Origin of the sequence: Streptomyces lothianensis (assembly GCF_047779955.1) — a bacterium.
Lineage (GTDB): Bacteria > Actinomycetota > Actinomycetes > Streptomycetales > Streptomycetaceae > Streptomyces.
This window is the reverse complement of record NZ_JBLMKT010000017.1, coordinates 1-25,960: the sequence shown is the minus strand read 5'-3', so window position 1 is coordinate 25,960 and position 25,960 is coordinate 1. Positions and strand designations below refer to the sequence as shown.

Annotated in this window: 19 protein-coding genes; 15 read left to right on the top strand and 4 right to left on the bottom strand. The window is 71.8% G+C overall.

Going from position 1 to position 25,960, the window contains the following annotated elements:
• Positions 1–302 precede the first annotated feature (302 nt).
• The 4 genes from ACLF6P_RS03320 (at position 303) to ACLF6P_RS03305 (ending at position 3,270) form a co-directional block, all read left to right on the top strand.
• Positions 303–1,556 (top strand): sugar kinase, encoded by a 1,254-nt coding sequence (locus ACLF6P_RS03320; protein ID WP_415947931.1) that lies wholly within the window; start codon positions 303–305, stop codon positions 1,554–1,556.
• Positions 1,553–2,377 (top strand): IclR family transcriptional regulator, encoded by an 825-nt coding sequence (locus tag ACLF6P_RS03315; protein WP_415947930.1) that lies wholly within the window; start codon positions 1,553–1,555, stop codon positions 2,375–2,377. The genes ACLF6P_RS03320 and ACLF6P_RS03315 overlap by 4 nt, the downstream gene beginning before the upstream one ends.
• Entirely contained in the window at positions 2,374–2,784 is a 411-nt protein-coding gene (locus tag ACLF6P_RS03310) for a RidA family protein (protein ID WP_415947929.1), read from the top strand. The genes ACLF6P_RS03315 and ACLF6P_RS03310 overlap by 4 nt, the downstream gene beginning before the upstream one ends.
• Positions 2,785–2,850: 66 nt before the next feature.
• Positions 2,851–3,270 (top strand): hypothetical protein, encoded by a 420-nt coding sequence (locus ACLF6P_RS03305; RefSeq protein WP_415947927.1) that lies wholly within the window; start codon positions 2,851–2,853, stop codon positions 3,268–3,270.
• Between the two features lie 270 nt (positions 3,271–3,540).
• Here the strand turns inward: ACLF6P_RS03305 and ACLF6P_RS03300 are convergent, their stop codons facing one another.
• From ACLF6P_RS03300 to ACLF6P_RS03290, 3 genes are all read right to left on the bottom strand, one after another.
• On the bottom strand, positions 3,541–5,466 hold the full coding sequence (locus ACLF6P_RS03300) for a trypsin-like serine protease (RefSeq protein ID WP_415947926.1): 1,926 nt from the start codon (positions 5,464–5,466) through the stop codon (positions 3,541–3,543).
• A 105-nt stretch (positions 5,467–5,571) separates the two neighbouring features.
• Positions 5,572–7,779, bottom strand: coding sequence for a trypsin-like serine protease (locus ACLF6P_RS03295; RefSeq protein WP_415947925.1), 2,208 nt, complete (start codon positions 7,777–7,779; stop codon positions 5,572–5,574).
• Positions 7,780–7,813: 34 nt separating this feature from the next.
• Positions 7,814–8,332: a hypothetical protein gene (locus ACLF6P_RS03290; RefSeq protein ID WP_415947924.1), complete on the bottom strand. Its 519-nt coding sequence runs from the start codon at positions 8,330–8,332 to the stop codon at positions 7,814–7,816.
• Positions 8,333–8,865: 533 nt separating this feature from the next.
• Here ACLF6P_RS03290 and ACLF6P_RS03285 point away from each other — a divergent pair.
• From ACLF6P_RS03285 to ACLF6P_RS03275, 3 genes are all read left to right on the top strand, one after another.
• Positions 8,866–12,234, top strand: coding sequence for an ALF repeat-containing protein (locus ACLF6P_RS03285; protein WP_415947923.1), 3,369 nt, complete (start codon positions 8,866–8,868; stop codon positions 12,232–12,234).
• A 161-nt stretch (positions 12,235–12,395) separates the two neighbouring features.
• The gene (locus tag ACLF6P_RS03280; protein ID WP_415947922.1) at positions 12,396–14,405 is read left to right on the top strand and encodes a hypothetical protein; all 2,010 of its coding nucleotides are present in this window, start codon (positions 12,396–12,398) and stop codon (positions 14,403–14,405) included.
• A 62-nt stretch (positions 14,406–14,467) separates the two neighbouring features.
• A complete protein-coding gene (locus ACLF6P_RS03275; protein ID WP_415947920.1) occupies positions 14,468–15,517 on the top strand; it encodes a hypothetical protein in 1,050 nt (349 codons plus the stop codon).
• A 122-nt stretch (positions 15,518–15,639) separates the two neighbouring features.
• Here ACLF6P_RS03275 and ACLF6P_RS03270 read toward each other — a convergent pair whose 3' ends face one another.
• On the bottom strand, positions 15,640–17,334 hold the full coding sequence (locus ACLF6P_RS03270; RefSeq protein ID WP_415947919.1) for a chitinase: 1,695 nt from the start codon (positions 17,332–17,334) through the stop codon (positions 15,640–15,642).
• A gap of 260 nt (positions 17,335–17,594) precedes the next feature.
• On the opposite strand from ACLF6P_RS03270, the gene ACLF6P_RS03265 reads away from it, so the two are divergent.
• From ACLF6P_RS03265 to ACLF6P_RS03230, 8 genes are all read left to right on the top strand, one after another.
• Positions 17,595–18,680, top strand: coding sequence for a hypothetical protein (locus ACLF6P_RS03265; RefSeq protein WP_415947918.1), 1,086 nt, complete (start codon positions 17,595–17,597; stop codon positions 18,678–18,680).
• Between the two features lie 8 nt (positions 18,681–18,688).
• Positions 18,689–19,426 (top strand): Flp pilus assembly protein CpaB, encoded by a 738-nt coding sequence (cpaB, locus tag ACLF6P_RS03260; RefSeq protein WP_415947917.1) that lies wholly within the window; start codon positions 18,689–18,691, stop codon positions 19,424–19,426.
• Positions 19,423–21,039 (top strand): AAA family ATPase, encoded by a 1,617-nt coding sequence (locus ACLF6P_RS03255; RefSeq protein WP_415947916.1) that lies wholly within the window; start codon positions 19,423–19,425, stop codon positions 21,037–21,039. Before cpaB ends, ACLF6P_RS03255 begins: the two co-directional genes overlap by 4 nt.
• Positions 21,036–21,428: a TadE/TadG family type IV pilus assembly protein gene (locus ACLF6P_RS03250; RefSeq protein WP_415947915.1), complete on the top strand. Its 393-nt coding sequence runs from the start codon at positions 21,036–21,038 to the stop codon at positions 21,426–21,428. Before ACLF6P_RS03255 ends, ACLF6P_RS03250 begins: the two co-directional genes overlap by 4 nt.
• A 28-nt stretch (positions 21,429–21,456) precedes the next feature.
• On the top strand, positions 21,457–22,947 hold the full coding sequence (locus ACLF6P_RS03245) for a CpaF family protein (protein WP_415947913.1): 1,491 nt from the start codon (positions 21,457–21,459) through the stop codon (positions 22,945–22,947).
• A complete protein-coding gene (locus ACLF6P_RS03240; protein WP_415947911.1) occupies positions 22,944–23,879 on the top strand; it encodes a type II secretion system F family protein in 936 nt (311 codons plus the stop codon). The genes ACLF6P_RS03245 and ACLF6P_RS03240 overlap by 4 nt, the downstream gene beginning before the upstream one ends.
• 128 nt (positions 23,880–24,007) lie before the next feature.
• Positions 24,008–24,898, top strand: a complete 891-nt coding sequence (locus ACLF6P_RS03235; protein WP_415947910.1) for a DUF5936 domain-containing protein — start codon at positions 24,008–24,010, stop codon at positions 24,896–24,898.
• 1 nt (position 24,899) lies between these two features.
• The coding region (locus tag ACLF6P_RS03230; RefSeq protein ID WP_415947909.1) for a histidine kinase at positions 24,900–25,960 on the top strand (1,061 nt) is incomplete at its 3' end.

The following is a 25,960-nucleotide window of genomic DNA, read 5'->3' as shown; positions in this document are numbered from 1 at the left end:
CTTGCCGTAGGTGGCCCTGATCGCCGACTGCGCCGACTGGGGGGGCAGCTATGTTCGGTATGTGGAGATGGTCGATTAGGCGCGGGTGGGGGTGGCCGGTGTACCCGCAGTGCCCTGCGAGGCCGGTGTGGGCTTCGCGGCGTCCGGTCCGCCGCCCGCATCCATGCTGTCGGCTGCCATCGAAGCCTCCTTCCGGCCCGTTGCGCATACCGCAACGGCCATTGCACCCTGCGCTCGCCACTGTCTAACATCCGTGCCGACAGCGGGTCAACGCCCGCCCCGCGGGAGGGAGAAGGAGCCCAGTGCACCAGCAGAACGGGCCCGGACCCGGAGCCGCGGCGGGCGCCGCCCGCGGATCCGCGCGTTTCGACGTCGCCTGCCTCGGCGAATCCATGGTCACCTTCCGGCCCACACGGCCGGGGCGCCTCGCCGACGTACCCGCCTTCGAGCGCGGCATCGGCGGCGCGGAGTCCAACGTGGCCTGCGCCCTCGCCCGCGCGGGCCACCGGGTCCGGTGGATCGGCCGGGTCGGCGCGGACGCCTTCGGGGAGTATCTGACCCGTGAGATCGCGGCCTGCGGAGTGGACACGTCCGGGGTCCACCGCGATCCGGCCCGCCCGACCGGCATCTACTTCCGTACCGCCGCCGACCGGGCGAGCGCGCGTCACGAAGTCGCGTACTACCGCGAGGGATCCGCGGCCTCCGCGATGTCCCCGGCCAATACGTTGACCGACACGTCGGCCGATGCGGCGGGCGCCGGTGACGCTGTGGACGCCGGTGACGGGGTGGGCGCCGGTGACGTGGTGGACGCGAGGGACGCGAGGGACGCTTTGGATGGGGTGGATGCGGTGGACGCCCGTATCCTGCATCTCTCCGGCATCACCGCCGCCCTCTCACCCGACTGCCTCGCCCTGATGCGCGAACTGACGGCCCCGCGCGACGGGCGGCCGCAGGTCTCGTTCGACCTGAACCACCGCCCGGGCCTCTGGCGCGAGCCCGCCGACGCGCACGTCCTGCTCGACCTGGCGCGCGGCGCGGATGTCGTCTTCGTCGGCGAGGACGAGGCGGAGGCGGCCTGGTCCCTCACCGGCGGCGCGGAGGCGATCCGTGCCGCGCTCCCGGAGCCGGGCACGCTGGTGGTGAAACACGGCGCACGGGGCGCGACCGTCTTCCACCGAGCCGGACCGACCGCCGGACCGACCGCCGGACCGACCGCCGAACCGGTCGCTGGGGCGTACGTCCCCGCCCCCACCGTCGATGTCGTCGCCGCCGTCGGCGCCGGGGACGCCTTCGCCGCCGGGTTTCTCTCCGCGACCCTGCGGGGGCTGCCCGCCCAGGCGCGGCTGCGGCACGCCCACCTCTGGGCCGCCGCCGCCCTCACCGACCCGGGCGACACCGCCCATCCGCCGTCCCGCGCCCAGGCGGACCACCTGGCCGCGCTGCCCGAAGAGGACTGGCGGGCGCTGCACCTGAGCCCCGGCTGGACCGGCGCCGGGGACGGGGCAGGGGCGGTCCCCACCCCCACCCGGCCGACGGAAGCGGGGACGACCCCATGAGCCAGAGCGTCGACCGCGCCCTGCGCATCCTTCCGCTGCTCGCCGAGGGCCCCGCCGATCTCGGGCAGGTCGCCGCGCGGCTCGACGTGCACAAGTCGACCGCGCTGCGGCTGCTCCGTACGCTCCACGAGCACGGTCTGGTGCACCGGCAGCCCGACCAGCGCTACCGCCTCGGTGCCCGCCTCTTCGCCCTCGCGCAGGAGGCCGTCGAGAACCTCGACGTACGCGAGAGTGCCCACCCCCACCTCGTGGAACTCAACGAGCGGACCGGGCACACGGTCCATCTCGCGGTGTACGAGGAGCACGAGGTCGTCTACATCGACAAGGTCGACAGCCGCTATCCGGTGCGCATGTACTCCCGGATCGGCAAACCCGTGGCCATCACGGTCGCCGCCGTCGCCAAGCTGCTCCTCGCCGATCTCCCCGGACCCGAGCGCCGCGCACTCGCCGAACGGCTCGACTACCCCCGCTACACGCCCCGTTCGACGCCTGACGCGGCCGCCTTCCTCAAGGAACTCGCCCTCGTACGGGAACAGGGCTGGGCCAGCGACCTGGGCGGCCACGAGGAGTCCATCAACTGCGTCGCCGCGCCCGTACGGGGCGCGGACGGGCGGGTCGTCGCCGCGCTCTCGGTCTCCGCGCCCAACGTGGTCGTCACGGCCGAGGAACTCCTCGCGCTGCTCCCCGCCGTACGCCGTACCGCGGAAGCGATCAGCCGCGAGTACGGGGGCCACGCACCTGCACCCGCCTCACCCGACCCGCGTAGCCCCACCCGGCAACCCCACCCGGTAGAACACCCACCCGAAAGGGACCGACCATGACCGAGAAGATCCAGCTCACCCCGCCCACCCACACCACCCCGCCCGCGAAGTTCTCGCACGGCGTGCGCAAGGGCAACATCCTCCAGGTCGCCGGCCAGGTCGGCTTCCTGCCGCACGAGGACGGCAGGCCGCCGACACCCGCGGGCCCGGGCCTGCGCGAGCAGACGCTCCAGACCCTGGCCAACGTCAAGGCGATCCTGGAGGAGGGCGGCGCGAGCTGGGACGACGTGATGATGATCCGCGTCTACCTCACGGACGTCGACCACTTCGCGGAGATGAACGCGATCTACAACGCGTACTTCGAGGAACAGGGCCTCAAGGCCCCCGCCTCCGCCCGCACCACGGTCTACGTGGGCCTCCCCGAGGGCCTGCTCATCGAGATCGACGCCCTCGCGGTCCTCGACTGACGCCCAGGCCGCATCACGGAGCGCCCCGGTGGCCCCGGCCCGGGGCGCTCGCGCACAATGAACTGCATGTCGACCCCAGGCTTCGGCCCGCCACCCGGAGACGTCCCGCCACCTCCCGCGTACGCCCCCCAGGCCCCGCCCGCGCGGACCCCGCAGGCGTACGGCGCCGAACCGGCACCGCAGCCGCCCTTCTCCGCCCCGGAGTTCGTCGCCTTCGACAAGAACAACGCGGTCGTCATCGACGCGGAGGGCGTCTCCTTCGACATCGGCGGCCAGGTCGCCGACTTCCCCTGGCAGCAGCTCGCCCAGCTGCACTACACCGCCCAGGGCGTGTTCCTCCGTGTGGGCATCACGCACAGTGCGGGCTGGTTCCACGAGTGCGTCGTCAACGCGAAGAAGCAGCAGAAGATGATCCGGTGGCTCACCGAACTGGGCCCGGTCGCCGCGTACTACCAGGCCCAGCTCGCCCAGCGCGGCGCCCCGTAGCGACAGCACCGGCACCAGCACCGGCATCGGAACCGGCAAAGCCCTCGCCCCGGGGCGATCTTCGTCACATCCCGGTCCCGTCTGTCACTTCTTCGGGCCCGCGCCTCCCCCTGGCTCCTTCCGCGGACGCGCGGGTTCGGGGCCAGTCGGGACGGACGGTGGGGCCAGTCGGATCAGTCGGATCAGTCGGGCCAGTCGGGCCGGTCGGGCCAGTCGGGACGGCGGCGGGAAGCGAAAGCCCCCGCCGCCGTCCGTGTGCGTTCGCCCCGCCTAGACGGGGTTGCTCTTGGACCAGGTCCAGCTGCTGCCGAAGTCCTCGGCGCTGTCCCAGACCCGGACCGGCCCGGTGACGTCGTCCCCGGTGCTGGTGAAGCTCCACAGAGCCGTGCGGTTTTTGCCGTCGGCCTGTTCGCCGTAGTCGTACAGGACGGTGATGTCGTCCTTGCCGTCGCCGTTGTGGTCGCCGGCCATGGGTGCGCTGTTGGCCCAGGTCCAGCTGCCGAAGGACGCGGCGCTGTCCCAGACCGGGACGGGGCCGGCGTAGTCGTCGCCCGTGCTGGTGAAGGTCCACAGGGCGGTGCGGTAGCCGCCCTCGTCCTGTTCGCCCCTGTTGTAGAGGACGGCGACGTCGTCCTTGCCGTCCCCGTTGAAGTCGCCGCTCACGGGCTTGCTGCTGGCCCAGGTCCAGCTCCTTGAGGTGTCCGTGGCGCTGTCCCAGACCCGGGCGGGGGCGGTGAAGTCGTTTCCGGTGCTGGTGAAGTGCCACAGGGCCGTGCGGTACCGGCCGTCGGACTGCTTGCCGTTGTCGTAGAGGACGGTGATGTCGTCCTTGCCGTCACCGTTGTGGTCGCCGGCCATGGGTGTGCTGCTGGCCCAGGTCCAGCTGCGGCCGGAGTCGGCGCTGTCCCACTTCTTCACCGGGTTCGCGAAGCCGGTACCGGTGCTGGTGAACGTCCACAGGCCGGTGCGCCTACGGCCATCCTCGGTGGTTCCGTAGTCGTAGAGGACCGCGATGTCGTCCCTGCCGTCACCGTCGAAGTCCCCGGCCATGGGCTTGCTGCCGGCCCAGGTCCAGCTGCTGAAGGACTCGGCGCTGTCCCAGACCCGGACGGGGTCGGTGAAGTCGTCGCCGGTGCTGGTAAACGTCCACAGGGCCGAACGGTTTCCGCCGCCGGTCTGCTCGCCGTTGTCGTAGAGGACGGCGACGTCGTCCTTGCCGTCACCGTTGAAGTCCCCGTGCACGGGCTTGCTCCTGGCCCAGGTCCAGCTGCGGCCGGAGTCGGCGCTGTCCCACTTCTTCACCGGGTTGTCGAAGCCGGTGCCGCCGGTGCTGGTGAACGTCCACAGGCCGGTGCGCCTGCGGCCGTCTGCGGCGGTTCCGTAGTCGTAGAGCAGACCGATGTCGTCCGCGCCGTCGTCGTTGAAGTCGGTGGTGCTGGGCGGGTCGGTCCTGCTCCTGATCCAGCCCGCGATGTCGTCGGTGCGGCTGCTGACGGCGCCGGTGCGGGTCTCCTCGACGCCGAGGCAGCCGCCCTGCCAGGAACGGCTGTTGACGGCCACGAGCTCGGGCGTGCCGTCGACGAGGCGTACGGCGGGTCCGCCGGCGTCGCCCGGGCAGACGGCGGCGCCGTCCTGGCCGGTGATGTTCAGATCGGTGCCGGCGGGGGCGGCGTCGACGGTGAAGCTGCCCGTGTGCGGGTTCATCGGCGCCCATACGGTGTCCGTACGGCCGTAGCCCGCCACGGTCAGCGAGTCGCCCGCGGCCGGCGGGGTGTCGGCGAGCGCCACCGGGCGGACGTCGTGCACGGGCTCGGCGAGCCGGGCGAGGACGAGGTCGCGGTCGGCACGCGGTACGAGCTCGACCACCTCCCGTACGGCACCCGTGCCCGTGGCCGGACCGGGGCGGCCGATGGTGGCGGTGGTCGCCTGTTCGGGCTTGCCCGCGGTGACACCGGAGGGGTCGGCGGAGAAGCAGCTGGCCGCGGTGATGACCCACAGCGGCGCCACCAGGCTGCCGGAGCAGCCGCGGTGGTGTTCGCCGATGGTGATCTTGGCGGTGTAGGCGTGGGTGGTGTCCGCGTCGGGGACGGGGCTGCCGCCGGTGAGGGCGGTGGCGGGTGCGGTGCTCAGAGTGAGGGTTCCGGCGGCCAGGGCGGCGCCGAGCGCGGCCAGGCGGGAACGTCTGCTGGATGTCATCAAGTTCGATACCTCGCTCGCTACGTGGTGGTGCGGATTCCGACGGCCCAGGAGCGCCCCGGGGACGCGTTCGTCCCCGGGACGCCGTTCCACGGTTCCGGCCGGTCAGCGCACCGAGTAGCCGAAGTAGGAGCCGGAGGCGGGCAGTCCGCCCTGGCCCGGCTGGTAGGTGGTCGCGGCCCTGCTGGTGCCGCCCGGTACCACGTTCGGGAACGGCAGGACGTGCAGGGAACCGGTGGCGGCGGGCCCGTAGGGCATGCCGGCGTACAGGTTCCGCGCGGTGAAGTGGATGCTCCTGCCGAGCTTGTCGCCCTCACCCGGGGAGCCCGGGATGCCGTCGCCGTCGCCGGCCTCGACCCAGTGGTCGTTGCCGCCGACCGAACCCATCAGCGAGAAGGTTTGGATGGCACCGGCGTCGGCGGCGCTTCCGAGGTCCTCGCCGGGGACACCGACCGCGATCTTCAGGGTGGCGGCGGAACCGACCGCACGGGGTGCGGTGTTGACCGCGCTCAGGGCCGAGCCGAAGGCGTCACCGGTCTCGATGGTGCCGGAGCGGTCGTCGGTGCTGTTGCCCTGGTTGAGCGCGTGCTGGTAGTCCCAGGTGCCGTCGGCCTTGATGTGCACGAGCATGACGTTGCCGGCATTGGCGCGCTGGGCGCCGCCGTCCACGGACAGGGCCTCGCCGGGAGCGCCGATCGCGAGGATCGAGTCGGTGGCGGTGGCCGCACCGGACGGACGGTAGGCGACCAGGGCGAGGGCCGCGGCGAACTTGTCGCCGGCTTCGGCGGTGCCGCTGATCTTCGCGTTGTCCTGGTCGAGTCCCATGACCACGGTGGGCCGTCCGTTGGCGTCCAGCTTGTGGCTGAGGACGGCCATGTTGCCGGCGTTCGCGTCGCCGCCTATGTCGTCACCGGGGGCGCCGATGGCGATGAAGTTCTCGTCACCTGCCACCGAGGAACCGAAGGCGTCACCGGCCTCGGCTGCGCCGGGGACGCCGGGGGAGTCCTGGTGGATGACGACGTCGGTGCCGCCGCGGACGTAGAAGGCGACGCCGGACTTGGTGAGCGAGCCGAGGGCCTCGCCGGGGGCGCCGATCAGAATCCACGGTTCGCCCTCGGCGGTGGTGCCGGCGGCGAGCGAGGCGCCCATCCGGTCGCCCTTCTCGGGGCCCGAGCCGCCGATGTCGCCGCTGCCGGAGCCCTGTTCGAAGTGTGTGGCCTTCTTGGCACCGGTGCCGAGACCCTCGGGCCCTCCGTAGAGGATGTCGACGAAGCCGGCGTCGACGACGCTGCCGACGTTCTCCTCGGAGGCGCTGACGACGAGGTCGGTGTAGCCGTCCTCGTTGTAGTCGACGGTGGCGAGGTGGTTGCCGAAGTGGTCGCCGCCCTCGGCGCCGCCGGGCACCCAGTCGAGGTCCTGGTCGATCTGGGCGGTGCCCTTGCCGCCGCCGTATATGACGCGGACGAGCCCGGCCGTCGTGTCACCGCCGACGGTGGCCATCGGGTCGCCGATGGCGATGTCCTCGGCGCCGTCGCCGTTGAAGTCGGTGATCCGGGTCGCGCCGGCCTTGGCGTCGATCCAGGGCCCCAGGTCGTCCACGCGGGCGATGATGCCCGCAGTGGAGGTCTGGGACTCGTCGATGCCGAGGCAGCCGCCCTGGGCGGACCGGCTGCTGAGGCCGACGAGCTTGCCGCCGGAGAGGACCGGGCCGCCGGTGTCGCCCGCGCATGCGGCCATGGCGTCCTTGCCGGTCACGTTCACCGAGGTGTCCGCGGCGGCGTCCACGGTGTACGTGCCCGTGTGCAGCTTCAGCGGCGCCCACACGGTCTTCGTGCGCCCGTATCCGGCGAAGGTCAGCTCCGCACCGGCCGCGGGCGCGGCGGTGGCGAGCGCGGCCGGGGCCACGTTGGTGACGGGCCGGTTGAGGCGGGCCAGGACCACGTCGCGGTCGGTGCGCGGCACGAGTTCGACGATGCGGCGTTCGGCGCCCTGGGTGCCGCCGAGGTCGGACCGGCCGATGACGGCCGTAGTGGTCTTCCGCGGGACGCCGGCCGGGACGGCGAGCGAGGCGGTCGGGTCCTCGGCGAAGCAGCTGGCCGCGGTGAGCAGCCATTCGCGGTCCACGAGGACGGCGGAGCAGCCGCGGTCGTGGGCGCCGATGGTGATCTGCGCGGTGTAGGCGTGGGTGGTGTCGGCGCCGGCGACCGGTGTGCCGCCGGTGATGGCGAGGGCGGGCGCCGCGGTCAGGGTGAGTGTCCCTGCGGCCAGCGCGGCGCCGAGCGCGGCGAGGCGGGAGTGTCTGGTGGTTGGCATGTAGAAGTGTTCCTCGATCGCGGGGTGGCGCGGGCTAGTTGGAGACGCGGATCTCGACCAGGAGGTGCTCGCGACCGTCGACGGACTCGCCGACGCCCTTCCACGTGGAGGCGGGGATGTCGTATTCGACCCGGTCGCCTTCCGCGGTCATCTCCAGATGGGTGTTGGCGGAGTCGTCGGTCCGCACGCCGTGCACCGCGGGCAGTTCGAGGGTCAGCCAGCCCTCGTCGGCGGTGACCTCGAAGCACACGTCCGCGTGACCGCGTGCGAGGAACTTCAGGAGGTCGGTCCCGGCGGCGCAGTCGGCGAGCACGATGTGGCCGTCGCCGCGCTTCAGGACGATGTCCTGCTCGGCCAGGATCTTGTCCGCGTCCGGGTAGTTGTAGTCCTCGACCGCGTAGCCGGGCGCTGCCTCGGCGACCGTCACGCTGCCGATGTCCGAGCCGGCCGCGGGGCCGGCCGTCGCGCCGCCTCCGGCGAGCACGGCCCATGTCAGGGCGCCCGCGGTGGCCGCGGCGCCCAGGATGCGCACGAATGCGCTGCGTGGCTTCATCACAGTCCTAGAAACTCGACATTTTTCGGTGGTCAAGCTCCTTATCAAACCGGGCACTTGATGAGTCGTCCAATGAGGAAACGGAGAGAAATCGGACAACCGGTGAGTATGGGTCGTGATGTGTGTCACCCCTGCGGAGGGTTGTAGTGATCCCTGTAACGACTGCGAATTGGCTCATAAGAGCCCTTCTTTTGCTCCGTCACGCAACCGCGCGGCGCGGAACAGAGGTTTGCGGGTTGCATATGGGCAGGTGAGAGCCCTGCGTGGGCGACCACTTTCGGCCATTGCGGGTTTATGCGATGCGATTCGGCCATAACGCTGTGATGGCTTGATCGCGACGCAACAAGCCGTCAGTGGCCGTATGCCCCGCTGGCTGCCGATGTCTTTGTGTCAATAGTCACGGCATTGCCGCACTCAAGGCCCCAATTTCACGAAACCTGACCTGACTTGAGCATTCCACGCGTTGATATGGTCGGCCCCGAGTGATCAGTCCCTGCTATTCCACCGATCGACGACGCGAGGACAACTCCCTTATGCAGACGATGTTCTGGAGCCGCAGAAGGCTCCTCGGCGTGGCTGCCGCCCTCACGGCCGCAGCCGCCGCGCCGCTGCCGTTCGCCGCCCCGGCGCGCGCCGCCACCACGGAGGACCCGCCAGCCGACCCGCTGGTCCTGCCGGACAGCGAACGCGCGAAGGTGGTCAAGGCCTGGTCGACGGGTGGCCGGGCCACCAAGGCCGCGGCGGCGTACGCGCTGTACGGAACCGACGCCGACGTCCGGACGTTCCTCACCGAGACGCTTCCCAAGGTCCGCGCCGAGGACAACCGGGTCGCCGTCCTGAGGTATCTCGCGCGTTCCGGCAAGGGCCTGCGCCGCGAGGCGAGCGCCGCCCTCGACAGCGGTGACGCGGCCGTCGAAGCCTTCATCGACGAGAACTTCAAGCCCGCTCTGCACGAGGACCTGAGCGTGGCCACCACCACCGTGATGGCCTCCGGCGGCAAGGCCGTCCGGCGGGAGGCCTCCGCCGCCCTGGACGCCGGCACCCAGCAGGCGCTGGAGCTGTTCCTCATCGACGGCCAGTACGACGCCCGCCTCGAGGACGCCAAGGTCGAGGTGACCACCATGCTCTTCGGCGCCGGGCCCGAGGTGCGCAAATACGCCGAACGCGCCCTGGACGGCACCGCGTCGGACATCGAGTGGTTCCTCGACACCGGCCAGCACATCGCGCGCGCCCGCGACCAGGAGTCGGCGACCATCGAGGAACTCGTCGCGGTCGTCGAACGGGAGGGCAAGCGCGCCCAGGCCGAGACCGACATGGCCGTCGAGGCCTCCGCGCGGGCGGAGACCGCCGCCGCGAAGGCCAAGGCAGCCGCCGAGAAGGCCGTCGCGGAGGCTGCGGCCGCCAAGGACGACGTGCGGAAGTCCGCAGCGGCGGCCCGCAAGGCCGCGAACGCCGCCAAGGGCGCGGCGAACGCCGCCCGCAGCGCCATCGCCGCCTCCAAGGCCGCCGTGACCGCGTCCCGCCGTGCCTCCTGGGCCGCCACGGCCGCCTCCCAGGCGGCGGCGACGGCCGGATCGGCTGCCTCGCGCGCCTACAACGCCGCCATCGCCGCCTCCAGGGACGCCGCCAACACCGCGGCGGCCAAGGACGCGGCCGAGGCCGCCCGCAACGGGGCCGACAAGGCCCGGTCCGCGGCCAGGGCCGCCGACTACGCCGCGACCGCCACCACGCAGGCCGCGAACGCCGGCAGCTCCGCCGCCTCCGCCGCCCGCAACTCCGCCGCGGCCGCCACGGCCGCCGCGCAGGCCGCGACGGCCGCGGGTGCCGCCGACGCCGAGGCCGCCGAGGCCAAGCGGCAGGCCGCGATCGCTTCCTCCGCGGCCAACCGCGCCACCAACGCCGCCTCCACCGCCCAGGCCCTCGCCAGCGCCGCGGCCTCCGCGGCGCGTACGGCACGCGACGCCGCGAACTCGGCCGCCCAGCACGCGGAGAACGCGGCCGACGCCGCCGACGAGGCCGTGAAGTACGCCGGCAAGGCCATCGACTACGCCAACAAGTCCACCGCCCACGCGGCCAAGGCAAAGGAGGCGGCGGACACCGCGACCAAGGCCGTGCAGGATGCCACCGCGGTGGAACAGGCCGCCCGCCAGGCGGAGCTGGCTCGCTTGGACGAGGACCGGCTGCAGGGCATGGACGAGGCCCGCCGGCTCTCCGAGATCGAAGCCGAGGAGGAGGCCGAGCTTGCGGACAAGCGCAAGCAGGAGGAGCAGACCGAGCAGGCCGTCAAGGATCTGATCGCGTCGGCGGAGAAGGCCCTGTTCGAGACCGGTGATCTGGCGCTCGCCGCCACTCTGGGACGCAAGGCCGCCGTCGGCCTCCTTGAGGCAAAGGGAGCGTGGACGCGGGAGGCCGCCCGGTTCGCGCTGGCCGGGAGCGACTACGACGTGTACTCCTGGATCGACCTCGACCGGGCCCTCGCCCAGCACCAGGACGACGAGGAGACCGTCCTCTACCTTGCCCAGATATCCAGCCCGGCCATCGCGAAGGCGGCCCACGCGGCGCTGGCCAGCGCCGACTCCGCGGCGATCGGTGACTTCCTCACCTCGGGGCTGATCCGGGCCTCGAAGGAGGACCACCAGATCCAGGTTCTCCGCATCATCAACGACAAGCCGGGCAAGGCGGTCCTCGAAGCCGCCAACAACGCGCTGAACGTCAACACCCCGCAGGGGTACAAGCACTTCTTCGAGCGCGCGTACCCCGAGGCGATGCGGGAGGACGACGCGGTCGCCACCACGACGGCGATGGCCAACGGGGGCGCGTACGTCAAGGCGCACGCACAGGTGGCCCTGGAGGGCCCGACGTGGATGCGCCGCACCTTCGTCCAGCGGACGCAGTTCAAGTCGGCACAGCTCGACCACGATTCCGCCACCCACATCGCGGCGGTCCGCGGCGCGATCGCCGCCGCCGCCAAGATCGCGTACAAGGCGCAGCAGGACGCGGCCCTGGCGTCCGAGGCTGCGGCGAAGGCCCGCAACGCCGGGGAACAGGCACAGGAGTGGGCAGACAAGGCCATCGAGGCGGCCGAGACGGCGGACGTGCAAGCCGACAAGGCGAGGGCGAACGCCGCCGCGGCGGACAAGTCCGCGGCCGACGCACGGGCCTCGGCGAACCAGGCCGCGTCGGCGGCGGCGACCGCGCGCAGCGCGTCCCGTTCGGCGAACTACTCCGCGAACAAGGCCATCGACGCGGCCCGTTCGGCGCAGCAGTCCTCGTACAACGCCCAGGCCTCCGCCGCCAAGGCCCGCCAGGCCTCGCTGGCGGCGGGCGCGGACGCACAAGCCGCGGCCGCGGCGGCCAGCGACGCACGCCGCATCGTGGTCCAGAAGCGCCAGGCCGAGGCCGAGCAGGCCGCCCGTGAGGCTGAGGAGAAGGCGCGGCGGGAGCGGGAGCAGGGGTCGAACCCGGCCGACAGCGAGCAGAACGACCAGGTGAACCCGAACGGCAGCGGTTCCGAGAACGAGGACTGGTGGTCGGACGCCGGCTGGTGGGCCGACGCCTTGGACACGGTCAGCACCGCCACGGGTTACATCGCCGCCGGTCTGGGTGTCGCCGCTCTGGTCTTCCCGCCGCTGGGTGTCGCCGCTGCGGTCTTCGCCGGTGTGTCCGTGATCGCCGGTGGCCTGAGCACGCTCTTCACCGGCATCGAGTACGGGTTCACCAGCGGGGAGTTCTTCAGCTCCCTGGGGACGAGCGCCCTGAACCTTGTCACCGCCGGCCGCGGCAGCCTCGTGAAGCCGCTCGTGAAGCCGCTCGTCAGCAGGGCGAAGCCGGCGGTCACCAAGCTCGCCAACGAGGCCAAGGAGGGCCTCTCCGACGCCGTGGAGTGGGTGCTCGGCGCCTGACCGCCGAGCATCCGGACGTGCCGGACGTGCCGGCCGGCGCCAGGCGGCGCCGGCCGGCACGTCGTACCCGAAAGGAAAATCACCTCACGATGAGACCGACGTCTCGAATACCCCGCTCGCCGTCCAGCTCCCGCTCGACGCGAATACCGCGCGCCCGGCGCGTGCTCCTCTCCCTCCTGGCCGTCATGGCGCTCGGCGCCTCCACGACGGCGATGGCCACCCCGGCACAGCCGGAGACCCCGCAGGCGCAGGAGCAGCCCGGGCGCAAGGTGGGCCGGATCGACCTGGCCGACCTGAAGGACGTCCCCGCCCCCACCCTGAGCCGGTCCCTGCCGGCCGCATCCGGGGAGAGCTGCGAGCCCACCCGCCCCGGTTCGCGCGAGCGGCGGGCGGGTGCGGTGGAGGCCTGCGTCACCGTCACCCCTTCGCCGGTGACACCGAACGGGCGACGGGGCGAGCAGGCGGGGCGGGCCAAGCAGACGGAGCCGGCCGGACGGACCACAGCCGCCACCGCGCAGCCGACGGCCTCGGCCACCACGGCCGCCACCGCCACCGCCACCGCTGACGACGCCTCCTGCACGATCACGACCCCCGGCACATGGCAGTTCAGCCGCTTCCAGTACTGCGTGAGCGGCCTGACCGTGCTCTACGTGCTCAGGGACGGCAACGGCAAGCAGATCGGCACCGGCACACTCAGCGTCGCGCAGAGCGCCATGCTGCCGGCCGCCATCACGAACCCGAAGTGGAACGAGTACGTCACGGTCACCATGACCGGCGCGACCGGGGCCGTCACGTCCCTGACCGCGAAGTTCAGGTCCGCGTGCACGACGGGCTGCAAGGCCTCCAAGAACTCCCCTTGGTGGGGAGGACAGCTGGTCAAGGGCGAGTCCGTGAACGGCTTCGTGACCTACGAGTCCAAGCCCGGCCCTGGCGCGAAGCTCGAGTTCACGACCTCGTACAAGCTGTACGTGACCGCTCCCGGCGCCGTGATCACCGACCCGAGCGCCTCCTGGAGCAACCCGGAGCAGATCCGCTGCGACGACGACGTACGGGACACGGCCAGCACCACGCATACCGACAAGCGCGGGTGTGTCGTGCCCTCCGTCACGCCGGTCGTGAAGCTCGGCGCGACGACGAGCTCGGGCAACGCCGCGGCCGGCTACCTGTGGGCCCAGGAGAACCTCGCCGACGGCTGGGGCCGTGACAAGCCGCTGACCCGCGCGAAGAGCGGCATCGCCGACCGCACGAGCCGCACCTGCGGCGGCTTCGGGCCCCGGACCGACCTCGTCGCGGACGACAGCTGCGGCGCGTTCCCCTTCTCGGCCACCCATGAAGGCGGCATCGACGGCGCCCAGTGCGCCGAGCTGGTCCCCAACTACAGCAGCGGCGGCTGGGACATCTACAAGCTGAACGGCGAGGACACCAGCCGTCCCTGCGCACAGGTGCACGCCCCCCGCGCCTCCGTTGACGGCGCCGACACGCAGCTCACCGAGGGCTTCAAGAGCCAGCGCGTGGTGGAGGCCGAGGAGTTCGAGGTGCGGATCGCCGCCGCGACCCCGGAGCCCCAGGCCGCCTGCCTGGACAACCTTCCGGCCGGGTCCATGAAGTCCGGCAACGGGTGGTACCTGAACACCACCGAGAAGGTCGATCACGTCAACAAGACCACCACCCCCCCCGGCCCATCGGGCACCCGGGCGAGCACGGCCACGGCGTGCATCGGGAAGAACATCGTCAAGGGAACGGATGCGGAGGGGGACATCACCGGCTTGGAGGACGCGAGGATCTATCGTGCCACGACTCCCTACACCTCCAGCGTGATCGCCCGCTGCCATCTGATCGCCAACAAAGTCGGCGGAAAGGGCAGGCCCGGCGACGGCGGCCCGGACAATCTCGTCCCCTGCTGGCAGGTGGGCATGAACACCGGAACACCCAGCATGCGCACCTACGAGAGTGCGGCACAGACGGCGGTGGGGAACGACGCGTTCGGACCGAACGACGCGATCCTCTACGTGGTCGTCCCCGACTACAAGGACGCCACCAGCACGATTCCGCAGGGCGTGACCATGAGCGCTACAGTCCAGCGGGCGGACGGCACGTCGCAGCCGCTGTTCCCCGAGGTCTACATCCCCAACACCAAGGGCAATACCGGGAAGTACAACCTCGGAAACTGAACCCGACCGATCGGGGTGTCCGGCCTGATCGGCCGGACACCCCTGGCGCCACAGGAGCCGGCATGAGTCGTACCACTCCACCGCGGCCGCTCGACGTCACCGCACTCTTCCCTCGGCTGGCCCCGCTGGCACGCACGGCGACCCGGCTGCACCCGCGGCCCGGGTCGCCGTCTCCGCACGACAGTTCCGTCGGCGGGCCGCTCCTGTGGCCCGCCGACGAACCGTGGCCGCACTGCCCCTTCCCGCACACGTGGGATCAGGTCCTCGCGTCCAACCCCCTGGACGGCGTGCGGGAGGACCGGGGCATCCCGACGAGCGGGCCGCAGCGCGACTCCGACGCGGACGAGGACGCGGAGGAGGACGAGGAATGGCCCCTCGACGACATCGTCGGCGCCGACCAGCCGTGGCCCGGCGGCCCGATCCCCTTGCTGCCGGTGGCCCAGCTGTACGCACGCGACGTCCCTCTGCTGCGCCCGCCCGGCCGGGAACAGGCCGATTTGCTGCAGGTGCTGTGGTGCCCCTTCGACCACCCGGACGAGGAGAAGTACCACCCCGGGACCGCGCTGGTCTGGCGGACGGCCGCCACGGTCACCGACCTCCTCGGCACACCGCCCGAACCGCCCGCGGTCGAATTCTCCGGCTACCTGCCGCAGCCGTGCCTGCTGGCTCCGGAGGAGGTCACCGAGTACCCCGCCTTCATGGAGCTGAGCAAGGAGCTGCAGGAGCAGCTGGCGGACTGGAGCAGGTGGCAGGCCGCCGGAAGCACGGTGGACAGCTCCTATGCCACGGCCCCGCAGTCGTACTACACGAGCAACCTGTCCACCGCCCCCGGCTGGAAGTCCGGTGGCTGGTCCCGCTGGGGCCTCACCGACCCCGTGCCGCGCGTCTGCTCCGTCTGCGGCACCGAGATGGAACCCCTGCTGACCATCGCCTCCACCGAATGGGACGGCGACAACCAGAGCTGGGTACCCGTGGGCGACCAGGCCCGTGATCCGCTTCCCCCCGGCATCCTGCCGGGGAGCTACACCCGCGTCGACATCGCCGGGGGATGCCTGCAGCTCCACGTCTGCCCGGTGTCCTCGGATCACCCGCACATCGAACTGGTCCAGTAGGAAGTTCAGTCAGCCGCGGGGCACGACCGCGCCCCGGTACGGCCGCACCAGAGAGTAGCGGCGGGTGTACGGCGGCCGTCGGCCATCCGCCGTACACCCGGGTCCGTAGCCCGGGGCAGCCGCTACGGCAGGTTGTGCACGTGCGGCCCCACCCCGTCCGACCAGGAATTCCCGGCCGTGGCATCCCAGTTCGTCGACCACGTCATCGCGCCCCGGATCGACGGGTACGTGCGCGGTGGCGTGAACGAACCGCAGTTGGTGCCGCGGGCCAGGCAGTCGAGCGCGTCACGCACCACCGACGGGTTCACATAGCCCCCGCCCGCCGCGCGTGTGGAGGCCGGGAGGCCGAGGCCGACCTGGGACGGGTCGAGGCCGCCCTCCAGCTGGATGCAGGCGAGCGCGGTGAGGAAGTCGACCGTGCCCTGTGCGTAGACCTTTCCGTCGCAGCCGAGCATCGTGCCGCTGTTGTAGTACTGCATGTTCACGACGGTCAGGATGTCCTTGATGTTCAGCGCCGTCTTGAAGTACTCGTTCGACGGCGACTGCATGTCGATGGTCTGCGGCGCCATCGTGATGACGAGCCCGGGCGCCTTCTCCGCGAGCGAGCGCAGTGCCTGGGTCATGTAGGTGGAGTTGAGGCCGTTCTCCAGGTCGATGTCGACGCCGTCGAAGCCGTATTCCTGCATCAGCGCGTGCACGGAGTCGGCGAAGTTCGCCGCCGACGTCGCGGAGTTGACCGCGACCGTGCCCTTCTCGCCGCCCACCGAGATGATCACGGACTTGCCGGCCGCCTGCTTGGCCGCGACATCCGCCTTGAACTGCGCCTCGGTGTAGCCGCCGAGCCCGGCCGAGTCGAGCGTGAAGTCCACCGCGCCCGGGGTGCTCGTGGCGTCCGCGAAGGCGACGGCGATGATGTCGTACTGGTCCTGGACATCCGAGATGCGCTGTATGGCGGCGCCGTTGTCGAAGTTGTGCCAGTACCCGGTCACCGCGTGCGCGGGCACGTCACCGCCGCCTCCGCCGCCCCCGTCGCCGGGCGCGGTCCGTCCGTTCACCGCTGCCGTACGGGGCGATTCGCCCGCCGTGTTCGTGGCGCTCACCTGGAAGCTGTACGAGGTGTCCGCGGCCAGTCCGCCGACTGTGGCCGAAGTCCCGCTCACGGATTCGACCTTCGTGCCGTCCCGGTACACGTTGTAGCCGGTCGCCTCGGGCACCGCGCTCCAGGAGAGCGAGACGGACGACGAGGTGGTTCCGGCGACCGCGAGCCCGGTGGGCGCCTCGGGCACCGCCGGGTCCTCGCCGCCCCCGCCGCCGTCGCCTCCGTCGGGTCCGAGGACCGAGAAGTCGTCGACGAGGTAGGGCTGCTGCCCGTACCAGCCGTGTGTGTACACGGTCACGGAGGTCGTCGAGGGTCCGGTCGCGAACGACGTCTTCAGCTGTTTCCAGCCGGCCGAGTCGGGCGTCCATGTGGACACGTCGGTCGTGCCCGTGCCGGAGGCGCCGAGGTAGGTGTAGCCGCCCTGCACCCAGGCGCTCAGCTCGTAGGTGGAATCGGGCTGTACGGCCACCGTCTGGCTGCACTTGGCGTGGTCCATGCCGGCCGGTGTCGCCTTGAGCGCGGAGGCGCCGCCGTGCACGGGGGAGGAGACGGCGGCGCCCGCGGTGCAGGTCCAGTCGGTGAGCCCGTTCTCGAAGCCGGGGTTCTTCGCCACGTTCACATCGGCGGCCTGTGCGGTGGCGGCGAGCCCGCCGACCGTCAGCGCACCGCCGGCCAGCGCGGCCAGCAGAATCTGCGGTATCCGTCTTGTACGGCCCACTGCGTGCCTCCTGTGGATGGGGGGATGCCGCGCAATCTGGTCCAGACCAATCAGGTTGTCAAGACCTCTGGAAGCGGCAACTCCCTTTGCGAAGGCCGGACTTGACTGCCCGAAGGGGGTGCCACCAGTCACCCTCACTCCCCGTCGATCAAGAAGGCACCAGGAGTTACGCCGATCAGGTGTTGAGCCGGCCATCCCGTGGATATGGTGCTGATGCAGGCAGGCCATAAGTGGTCGGAAGTGATCGGGGGGGTCTCAGCGTGCCGACGGCCATAGCGGTGACCGCTCCCGATCTGATCCTCCCGCCCCCCGACCGGCACACGCCGCCCGCCGCCGTGCTCCAGGTGCCTCCCGACCGCGGCTCACGCCCCCTGGAGGCCTCGCTCGCCGATGTGCACACCCTGCTCGAACAGCACGGCTACGTCATCGTCCTCGCCCCGGCCTCACGCCCGCACCGCGCTGCCCACCGCCTGCACGCGGTCCGCGCCCTGCTCGAATCCGACCGCATCGCCCTGCTCGACGTGGACCTGCCTCCGCTCGGCCTCGCCGTGCTCGCCCTCCAGCTGCGCCAGCTCTCGCTCTGCGACTTCAGCCCGGGCGTCCTCGCCTCCGCCGCCCGGCTGCTCTCCCACTACATCTACGCGGGCGCCGTCCTCGGCTCGGTCACCAAGCTCGACCGGGTCCCGGTCAGCCTCACCCAGCACGCCAAGTCCTGGGTGCCCGGCTCCCAGTTCGCCGTACTCGCGGGCCCCAAGCCGCAGTTGATCCGCCTGGGCGGCGCGGGCCAGGGCGCCGGGCTCGAAGGCCCCGGCTTCGCCACCCGCCTCCACTTCGCCAAGGGGCATCTGCCCACCGACTGGATCACGGACACCCTGGCCCCCGCCTGGCAGGTCCGGTCGGTCGCCGAAGCCGTACTGCCCGCCGAGTCGGCGCGCTGGTGGGCCACCGGCAGGCTCTCCGAATTCGCCGCCGCCATCCCCGACATCTCCGTCCTCTACCAGCTCGTCTCCTCCGTGAGGCGCGAGGACTGCCACTGGTGCGGGCTCGAACTCATCGGCGACCTCTGCGCCTTCTGTTCCGCCCCGCTGCTCCCGTACGAGGACCGGGCCCGCACCGCCCCGCCCGGCCAGGCCGCCCTGGCCCCCGCCCATCGGCACCGGGCGGCGGCACCCGCCCTCGCCCCCGCCGACCCTCGCGGGACAGGTCCCGCCGACCCGCGCGGGACCGCCCCCGCCGACCTCCGCGCGGCAACCCCCGCCGACCCGCGCGGGGCCGCCCTCGCCCCCGCCCGCCACCGCAAGGCCATAGGCGGCCCTGTCCACCACCCCGACGGAACAACGAGGTAGTCCGGCCCATGAACTCCCGTCAGCGCCGCGGTGTGATCCTGATAGCCCTGTCGGTCCTGTGCGCCCTCGGCGCCTTCGCGGGGGTGCTCTCGGTGATCCGCGACGTCAACTCGAAGGTGGGCCCCGAGGTCACCGCGTACCGCCTGAAGACCGACATCGCCCCGTACCGGACCCTGGAAGAGAGCCAGTTCGAGAGGATCTCCGTCCCGAAGCGCTGGCTCTCGGCGAACGCCGTCACCGACCTGGGCGAGGTCAAGGGAAAGATCGCGGTCACCAAGCTCCGCGAAGGCTCCCTCCTCCAGTCGGACATGATCGTGGACCGCCCCGAACTGAAGGAAGGCGAACAGGAGATCGCCATCATGATCGACGCGGCGACCGGGGTCGCCGGAAAGATCACCCCGGGCTCGACGGTCAACATCTTCGCCACCTTCAAGGCCGATTCGGGCAAGGGGGACGCGGGGAACGGGGGCAGGAACCAGTCGAAGATCATCGTCGCGAACGCCCGCGTCCTCGACGTCGGCAAACTGACCCCCCTCGACCCCCGCGAGGACGACCGCCGCAGCCGCGCCGGCGAGGCCGTCCCGATCACCTTCGCGCTCGGCACCCTCGACGCACAGCGCCTCGCCTACGCCGAATCCTTCGCCACCAACGTGCGGCTCGCCCTGGTCGCCCAGGGCTCCACGGCCACGATCTCACCCGATGACCGCAGCTACACCCTCGACGAGGACAAGCAGGGGGCTTCGTGACGACCCGTATCCTGCCGGCGGTCGGCGACGCGGACTCCGCCCGCGCGCTCACCACCCTCCTGAGCCAGCTCCCGGACGCCGAACCGGCCCTCCCGGTCCCCGATTCGACGGCCCTCCTCGACACGCTCGCCCGCCTGGCGGGGGAGTCCCTCGACGAACTCCCCGAGGTCGTCCTCGTCCACGAACGCATCGGCCCCGTCCCCGCCCTGGAGCTGATACGGGAAGTGGCCATGCGCTTCCCGGTCGTGGGCGTCGTCCTCATCACCCAGGACCCGAGCCCCGGCCTGTTCTCCGCCGCGATGGACGCGGGCGCGCGCGGACTGGCCGGCCTGCCCCTCGGCTACGAGGAGCTCGCGGCCCGCGTCCAGACCGCCGCGGCCTGGTCCCGGGGCGTACGCCCGCACCTCGTCCAGGGCGCGGAAGCCCACGCCGGACCCGGCGGCACGGTCGTCACCGTCTCCGGGGCGAAGGGCGGCGTCGGCACCACCCTCACCGCCGTCCAGCTCGCCCTCGCCGCCCGCGCCTCGGGCCGCACCGTGGCCCTGCTCGATCTGGACCTCCAGTCCGGCGATGTCGCCTCCTACCTGGACGTCCAGTTCCGCCGCTCCATCGTCGACCTGGCCGCCATCGCGGACATCAACCCCCGCGTCCTCCAGGACGCCGTCTTCACCCACCCCACCGGCCTCGGTCTCCTCCTCGCCCCCGCGGAGGGCGAACGCGGCGAGGACGTGACGGACCGTGTCGCCCGCCAGGCCGTCTCCGCCCTCCGCAACCGCTACGAGGTCGTGGTGATCGACTGCGGTACGCAGATGAGCAGCGCGAACGCCGCGGCCATCGAAATGGCCGACCAGGCAGTCCTGTTGGTCACCCCGGACGTGGTGGCCGTCCGTGCGGCCAAACGCATGGTCCGCATGTGGGACAGGCTCCAGATCCGCAAGGCGGAGGAAGCGGTTCTGGTGGTGAACCGCCACACCCGCGGCACGGAGATCCAGCCGTCCCTGATCTCCCGTATCACCGCCACCCGGGTGGCCGCCACGACCATCCCCTCCTCCTACAAGGAACTCCAGTCCGCCGTGGACGCGGGCCGCATGCAGGACCTGGACAGCCGCAGCACCGTCAAACAGGCCCTGTGGGCGCTGGCCGGCGAACTCCAGCTCATCGAGCCCCGCAGCAACCTCCCCGCGAAGTCCTCCCGCTTCACCGGCGACCGCGGCTCACTCCGCCTGCGCCGCCGCAGGGAGCGCCTCGCCGAGGACGAGGGCTCGGTCACCGTCGAGTTCGCGGGCATGGCCCCGCTGATCCTCGCGGTGATCGCCATCCTCTGGCAGTGCGTGCTGTACGGCTACACGTACTCGTTGGCGGGCAACGCGGCGGACGAGGGCGCGCGGGCGGGAGCGGTGGCGGCCGTGCGCGGCGAGGACCCGGCGGCGGCCTGCGAGTCGGCCGCCCGCGCCCGCCTCCCCTCGGCCTGGCGCGCCGGCTTCACCGCCACCTGCACCCCGGAGGGCGACATGTACAAGGCGAGGATCACCTCCGAGGTCCCCCTGTTCTTCCCGGGCTTCGACGCGGGCTGGACCGTCTCGGGCGAGGGAGGGGCGGTGAACGAGGGATGAGCCGTCAGAAGCTGTTGTCAAACCCCGCTCCGGGCCCGCGCGCCCTCAAGAGCGACCGGGGTGCCGTCATCCTCGAATTCACCGGCTTCCTGCCCACCCTTCTCCTTGTCGGCCTCGCCTGCATCCAACTCGGCCTCGTCGGCTACTCGGCCAGCCAGGCCGGCACGGGCGCGCGGGCAGCCGCCCGTGCCGCCTCCCTGGACGAGAGCGCCCAGACCGCCGGCCGCCGGGCCATGAGCGGCTGGCTCACCTCCGACGTCACCCGCACCGAAGGCGACGGCACCGTCACCGCCCAGGTCACCGTCCACATCCCCGACCTCGTCCCCTTCGCCGACATGGGCTGGACCGCCACCCGCGAGGTCACCATGCCCGTGAGCGCGGACGACTGAGGAGGGGGAAGAGGAGCGTGATGCACCGATGAGCCTCAGAGCCCGCCTCACCACCCCCGAGGGCAAGCCGACCACCCGCGAGGACGACCACACCGTGGCCGTCTACCGCGCCAAGCTCCTGGAGGAGATCGACCTCGCCGAGATGTCGGCCCTCGCCGCCGCGGACCGCCGCGCCCGCCTGGAGCGCGTCCTCGGCCACATCATCAGCCGCGAGGGACCGGTCCTGTCCACGACCCAGCGCTCCCAGCTGATCCGCAGGGTCGTGGACGAGGCCCTGGGACTCGGCGTCCTCGAACCGCTGCTCGAAGACGCCAGCATCACCGAGATCATGGTGAACGGCCCGGACGCCGTCTTCGTGGAGCGCGCGGGCCGCGTGGAGCAGCTCCCGCTCCGCTTCGCCAGCACCGACCAGCTCATGCAGACGATCGAACGCATCGTCAGCACCGTGAACCGCCGCGTCGACGAGTCGACCCCCATGGTCGACGCCCGCCTCCCCTCCGGCGAGCGCGTCAACGTCATCATCCCCCCGCTGAGCCTCACGGGCCCCACCCTCACGATCCGCCGCTTCCCCCGCGCGTACAAGCTCAACGAACTCATCCGCATGGGAAGCCTCGACGAGCACATGCTGATGCTGCTCAGCAGCTTCGTACGGGCCCGTTTCAACGTGATCGTCTCCGGCGGTACGGGCACCGGCAAGACGACCCTCCTCAACGCCCTCTCCGCCCTGATCCCCGAGCACGAACGCATCATCACCATCGAGGACTCGGCCGAACTCCGCCTCCAGCAGGCCCATGTCATCAGCCTGGAATCCCGCCCGCCCAACGTGGAGGGCAAGGGCCGGATCACCATCCGCGACCTGGTCCGCAACAGCCTGCGGATGCGCCCGGACCGGATCATCGTCGGCGAGGTCCGCGGCGGCGAGACCCTCGACATGCTGCAGGCGATGTCGACGGGCCACGACGGTTCGCTCGCCACCGTCCACGCCAACAGCGCCGAGGACGCGCTGATGCGGCTGCAGACCCTCGCGTCGATGTCGAGCGTCGAGGTCCCCTTCGAGGCGCTCAAGGACCAGATCAACTCGGCCGTCGACGTCCTCGTCCAGCTGACCCGCTTCGCGGACGGCTCCCGCAGGATCACCGAGATCGCCCTGCTCGTCTCGCACGGCCGCGACGACTTCGAGATCACCCCGGTGAGCCGTTTCGCCGCCCGCCCCATGGGCGCGGACCGCATCGTGCACGGCGTGTACGAGCACCTCCCGCTGCCCCGCCGCATCGCCGAACGCCTCCACCTCGCGAACGAACCGATCCCCGCGGCCTTCGGCATCACGGACACGACACCGCACCTGCCGACAGAACCCACGCCCCACCTGCCGGCAGAACCCACGCCCCACCTGCCGCAGGACGCCACCCCCCACCCCCCGCAGGGCGCGGCGACCGCCTGGCCGCCCCCGGACGCGAGCCCCCACCCGCCCACAGGTCCCCACCCGCCCACGACAGAAACCACAGGCCGACCGCGATGAACAGTCCCGTACTCCTCGCCCTGGGCGGCACCCTCCTGTGCGGCGCCCTCGCCACCGCGGGCCTGCACACCTACGCCTCGGGCAAGGCCCAGCGCCGGGCCCTGATCGACCGCCTCGCGCAGACCACCGACGTCCCGGTGGGCCGCAGGCGCCGCTTCACGGGCGTGGACCAGCGTCTCAGGCGTACGAGCACGGGCCGCCGTATCCAGCGCAAGCTCGCCGCGACGGGCCTGGACCTGACCCCGGGCGAGTTCTTCGTCTACATGCTGGTCACGGTCGCCGCGCTCTGGCTCGTAGCGGCGAGCGTCCTGGCCCCGTTCTTCGGCCCGATCGCCGGTCTCGTGGGCCTCTGGTCCGCGAACACCTTCCTCAACTGGCAGCGACAGAAGCGCATCGAGGCCTTCATCAACCAGCTCCCCGACCTGGCCCGCCTCCTCGCGAACGGCACCCACGCGGGCCTGGCCCTGCGCACCTCCCTCGCCATGGCGGCCGACGAACTCGAAGCCCCCGCGGGCGAGGAGCTGACCATCGTCTCCAACCAGCTGGCCGTCGGCCGCAGCATCGACGACGCCCTCGGCGAGCTGGCCGAGCGCCTGCCGTCGCGCGAGCTGGTCGTCCTGGTCACCACCCTCGTCCTGGCCAACCGGGCGGGCGGCACGATCGTCGGCTCGCTCCGCAATCTCACCCAGACCCTGGAGGAGCGCAAGGAGACCCGGCGCGAGGTCCGCACGATGCTCTCGGAGGTCAACGCCACCGCGTTCACGATCCCCTGCCTGGGCGTGGGCGCGATGCTCATGCTGAACGCGATGAACGACGGCGCCCTCGCGAAGGTCACCGGCTCTCCGCTGGGCCAGATCCTGATCCTCGTCGCCCTCGGCCTGTACGCGGTCGGCTTCGTCGTCATCCGCCGCCTGGGCCGCATCGAAGTCTGAGACCTGTCCCCGCTCCCGCTCCCGCTCCCGCTCCCGTCCCCGCTCCCGTCCCCGCTCCCGTCCCTGTTCCCGTTCCCGTTCCCGCCCCTGTTCCTCGTCCTCCCGAAGCCGAAAGGAGCCGACCCGCCATGTTGGCCCTGGCCCTCGCCACCCTGCTCGCCCTCTCCGTGGCGGGCGTCTTCGCCGGCATCCGGATGTACCGCGCCGACGCCAAGCTCCCCGGCGATCTGGCGGTGGCCCTGGAATCGGGCTCCTCGCGCGTCTCGGCCACGGAGTCGGCGATCGACCGTCTGGGCATCCGGTTCGCCCCGACCGTACTGCGTCTGATGGGCCCCAAGCAGGTGGAGGCCAAACGCCGGAAGATCGACATGGCGGGCAACCCGGGCGGCCTCACGCTCGACCGCTACGCGGCCCGCCGCGCCGTCTACGGCCTCTTCGGCGCGGTCTGCGCCCTCTCCCTCTTCGCCAACGACGCCCCTTTCTTCGCCCTCTTCGCCCTCGCCTTCGGCCTCTTCGCCGCCGACGCGCTGATCTGGCAGGCGATCCGCGACCGCAAGGACCAGATCGAACGCACCCTCCCGGACTTCCTGGACGTCCTCGCGGTCGTCGTCTCCGCGGGCCTCGGCTTCCGCCAGGCCCTCGACCGTGTCGCCGAACGCTACGAGGGTCCGTGGTCCGACGAACTGCGCATCACACTCCGCCAGATGGACATGGGTGTCCCTCGCCGCGAGGCCTTCGAACAGCTCCGCCGCCGCAACACCTCGGAGCAGGTCTCCCAGTTCGTCACGGCCCTCCAGCAGGGCGAGGAGCTGGGCGCCCCCATCGCGGAGACGCTCATCCAGATCGCCACGGACATGCGCCGTACCGACGCCCAGAACGCCCGCCGCCGCGCCGCGAAGACCATCCCCAAGACGACGATGGTCACCTTGGTCTTCATGGTCCCGGCGACCCTGATCCTGATCATCTGCGGCATGTTCCTGGGCTCGGACACGGACTTCGGCTCGATCCTCGGGGGCTGACGTGTTCACCGCCGAGGACGCACCCGCCCCCAGCCTCCCCATCCAGCTGAACGCCCTCCAGGCCCTGTGCCGCCAAGTGGTCGGCTTCCGCCTGGCCATGATCACGCTGGGCGCCCCCTTCGCCCTGGCGAGGGCGGAAGGCAACCTCGGCAGCATCCTCATCGGCTCGGCCGTCGTCCTCAGCCTCATGTGTTCCTACGCGATGATCCGCGACTGGGAGACCCTCGGCCCCCTCCTCCTGAAGCACAAGACCCTGATGGCCGTGGACATGACCTTCGCCTCGGTCCTGCTCCTCACCGCGTCCCCGGAGTCCCCCCTCGGCTACGCCACCGTCTGTACCCCGCTCCTCGGCGGCCTCCTCCACGGCTGGCGCGGCGCCGCCCTCTTCACCGCCGCCCAGATCCTCGTCCTCGCCGCCGCCTTCTCCGCCTGGCGCCACAGCATGCCGGGCCCGGCGAGCACCCTTCTGCTGAGCGGTTTCTGCGTGGCCTCCGGCATCATCGGCGTGACCCTGCGCAACCTGATGTTCCGCTTCGGCGCCGCCACCCAGGCCCTCAGCGAGGCCACCTCGCGCCTCGCCGTCACCGAGGCCGTCGAGCAGGAACGGGCCCGCCTCGCCCGCGAGATGCATGATTCGGTCGCCAAGACCCTGCACGGCGTGGCGCTGGCCGCCGACGCCCTCGCCACCGGCGCCGACCGCATGGACCCGCTGACCGTCCGCCACCAGGCCGGCCTCGTCGCCCGCAGCGCCCGCCGCGCCGCCGCCGAATCCCGCGAACTCCTCTGCGACCTCCGCCGCAGGGCCGACCACGGCCCCCACGCACCGGACGGCCTCACCCCGGAGGGCCTTGCTCCGGAGGGCCATTCCCCGGACGGCACCCCCACCCCGGGCGGCACGTACACCCCGGACGCCACCCAGGGCCTGTACGCCACCCCTACGCCGTACGGCACCCAGATCCCGCACAGTCCGCACGGCCCGAACGGCCCGAACGGCCCGCACGGCCCGAACGGCCCGCACAGCCCGAACGGCCCGAACGGCCCGCACAGTCCGCACGGCCCGCA

Excerpts from the sequence above, each read along its gene's own strand:
- ACLF6P_RS03315 (WP_415947930.1), top strand. The coding sequence starts at position 1,553 with ATGAGCCAGAGCGTCGACCGCGCCCTGCGCATCCTTCCGCTGCTCGCC.
- ACLF6P_RS03310 (WP_415947929.1), top strand. The coding sequence starts at position 2,374 with ATGACCGAGAAGATCCAGCTCACCCCGCCCACCCACACCACCCCGCCC.
- ACLF6P_RS03305 (WP_415947927.1), top strand. The coding sequence starts at position 2,851 with ATGTCGACCCCAGGCTTCGGCCCGCCACCCGGAGACGTCCCGCCACCT.
- ACLF6P_RS03300 (WP_415947926.1), bottom strand. The coding sequence starts at position 5,466 with ATGACATCCAGCAGACGTTCCCGCCTGGCCGCGCTCGGCGCCGCCCTG.
- ACLF6P_RS03295 (WP_415947925.1), bottom strand. The coding sequence starts at position 7,779 with ATGCCAACCACCAGACACTCCCGCCTCGCCGCGCTCGGCGCCGCGCTG.
- ACLF6P_RS03290 (WP_415947924.1), bottom strand. The coding sequence starts at position 8,332 with ATGAAGCCACGCAGCGCATTCGTGCGCATCCTGGGCGCCGCGGCCACC.
- ACLF6P_RS03285 (WP_415947923.1), top strand. The coding sequence starts at position 8,866 with ATGCAGACGATGTTCTGGAGCCGCAGAAGGCTCCTCGGCGTGGCTGCC.
- ACLF6P_RS03275 (WP_415947920.1), top strand. The coding sequence starts at position 14,468 with ATGAGTCGTACCACTCCACCGCGGCCGCTCGACGTCACCGCACTCTTC.
- cpaB (WP_415947917.1), top strand. The coding sequence starts at position 18,689 with ATGAACTCCCGTCAGCGCCGCGGTGTGATCCTGATAGCCCTGTCGGTC.
- ACLF6P_RS03250 (WP_415947915.1), top strand. The coding sequence starts at position 21,036 with ATGAGCCGTCAGAAGCTGTTGTCAAACCCCGCTCCGGGCCCGCGCGCC.
- ACLF6P_RS03245 (WP_415947913.1), top strand. The coding sequence starts at position 21,457 with ATGAGCCTCAGAGCCCGCCTCACCACCCCCGAGGGCAAGCCGACCACC.
- ACLF6P_RS03240 (WP_415947911.1), top strand. The coding sequence starts at position 22,944 with ATGAACAGTCCCGTACTCCTCGCCCTGGGCGGCACCCTCCTGTGCGGC.
- ACLF6P_RS03235 (WP_415947910.1), top strand. The coding sequence starts at position 24,008 with ATGTTGGCCCTGGCCCTCGCCACCCTGCTCGCCCTCTCCGTGGCGGGC.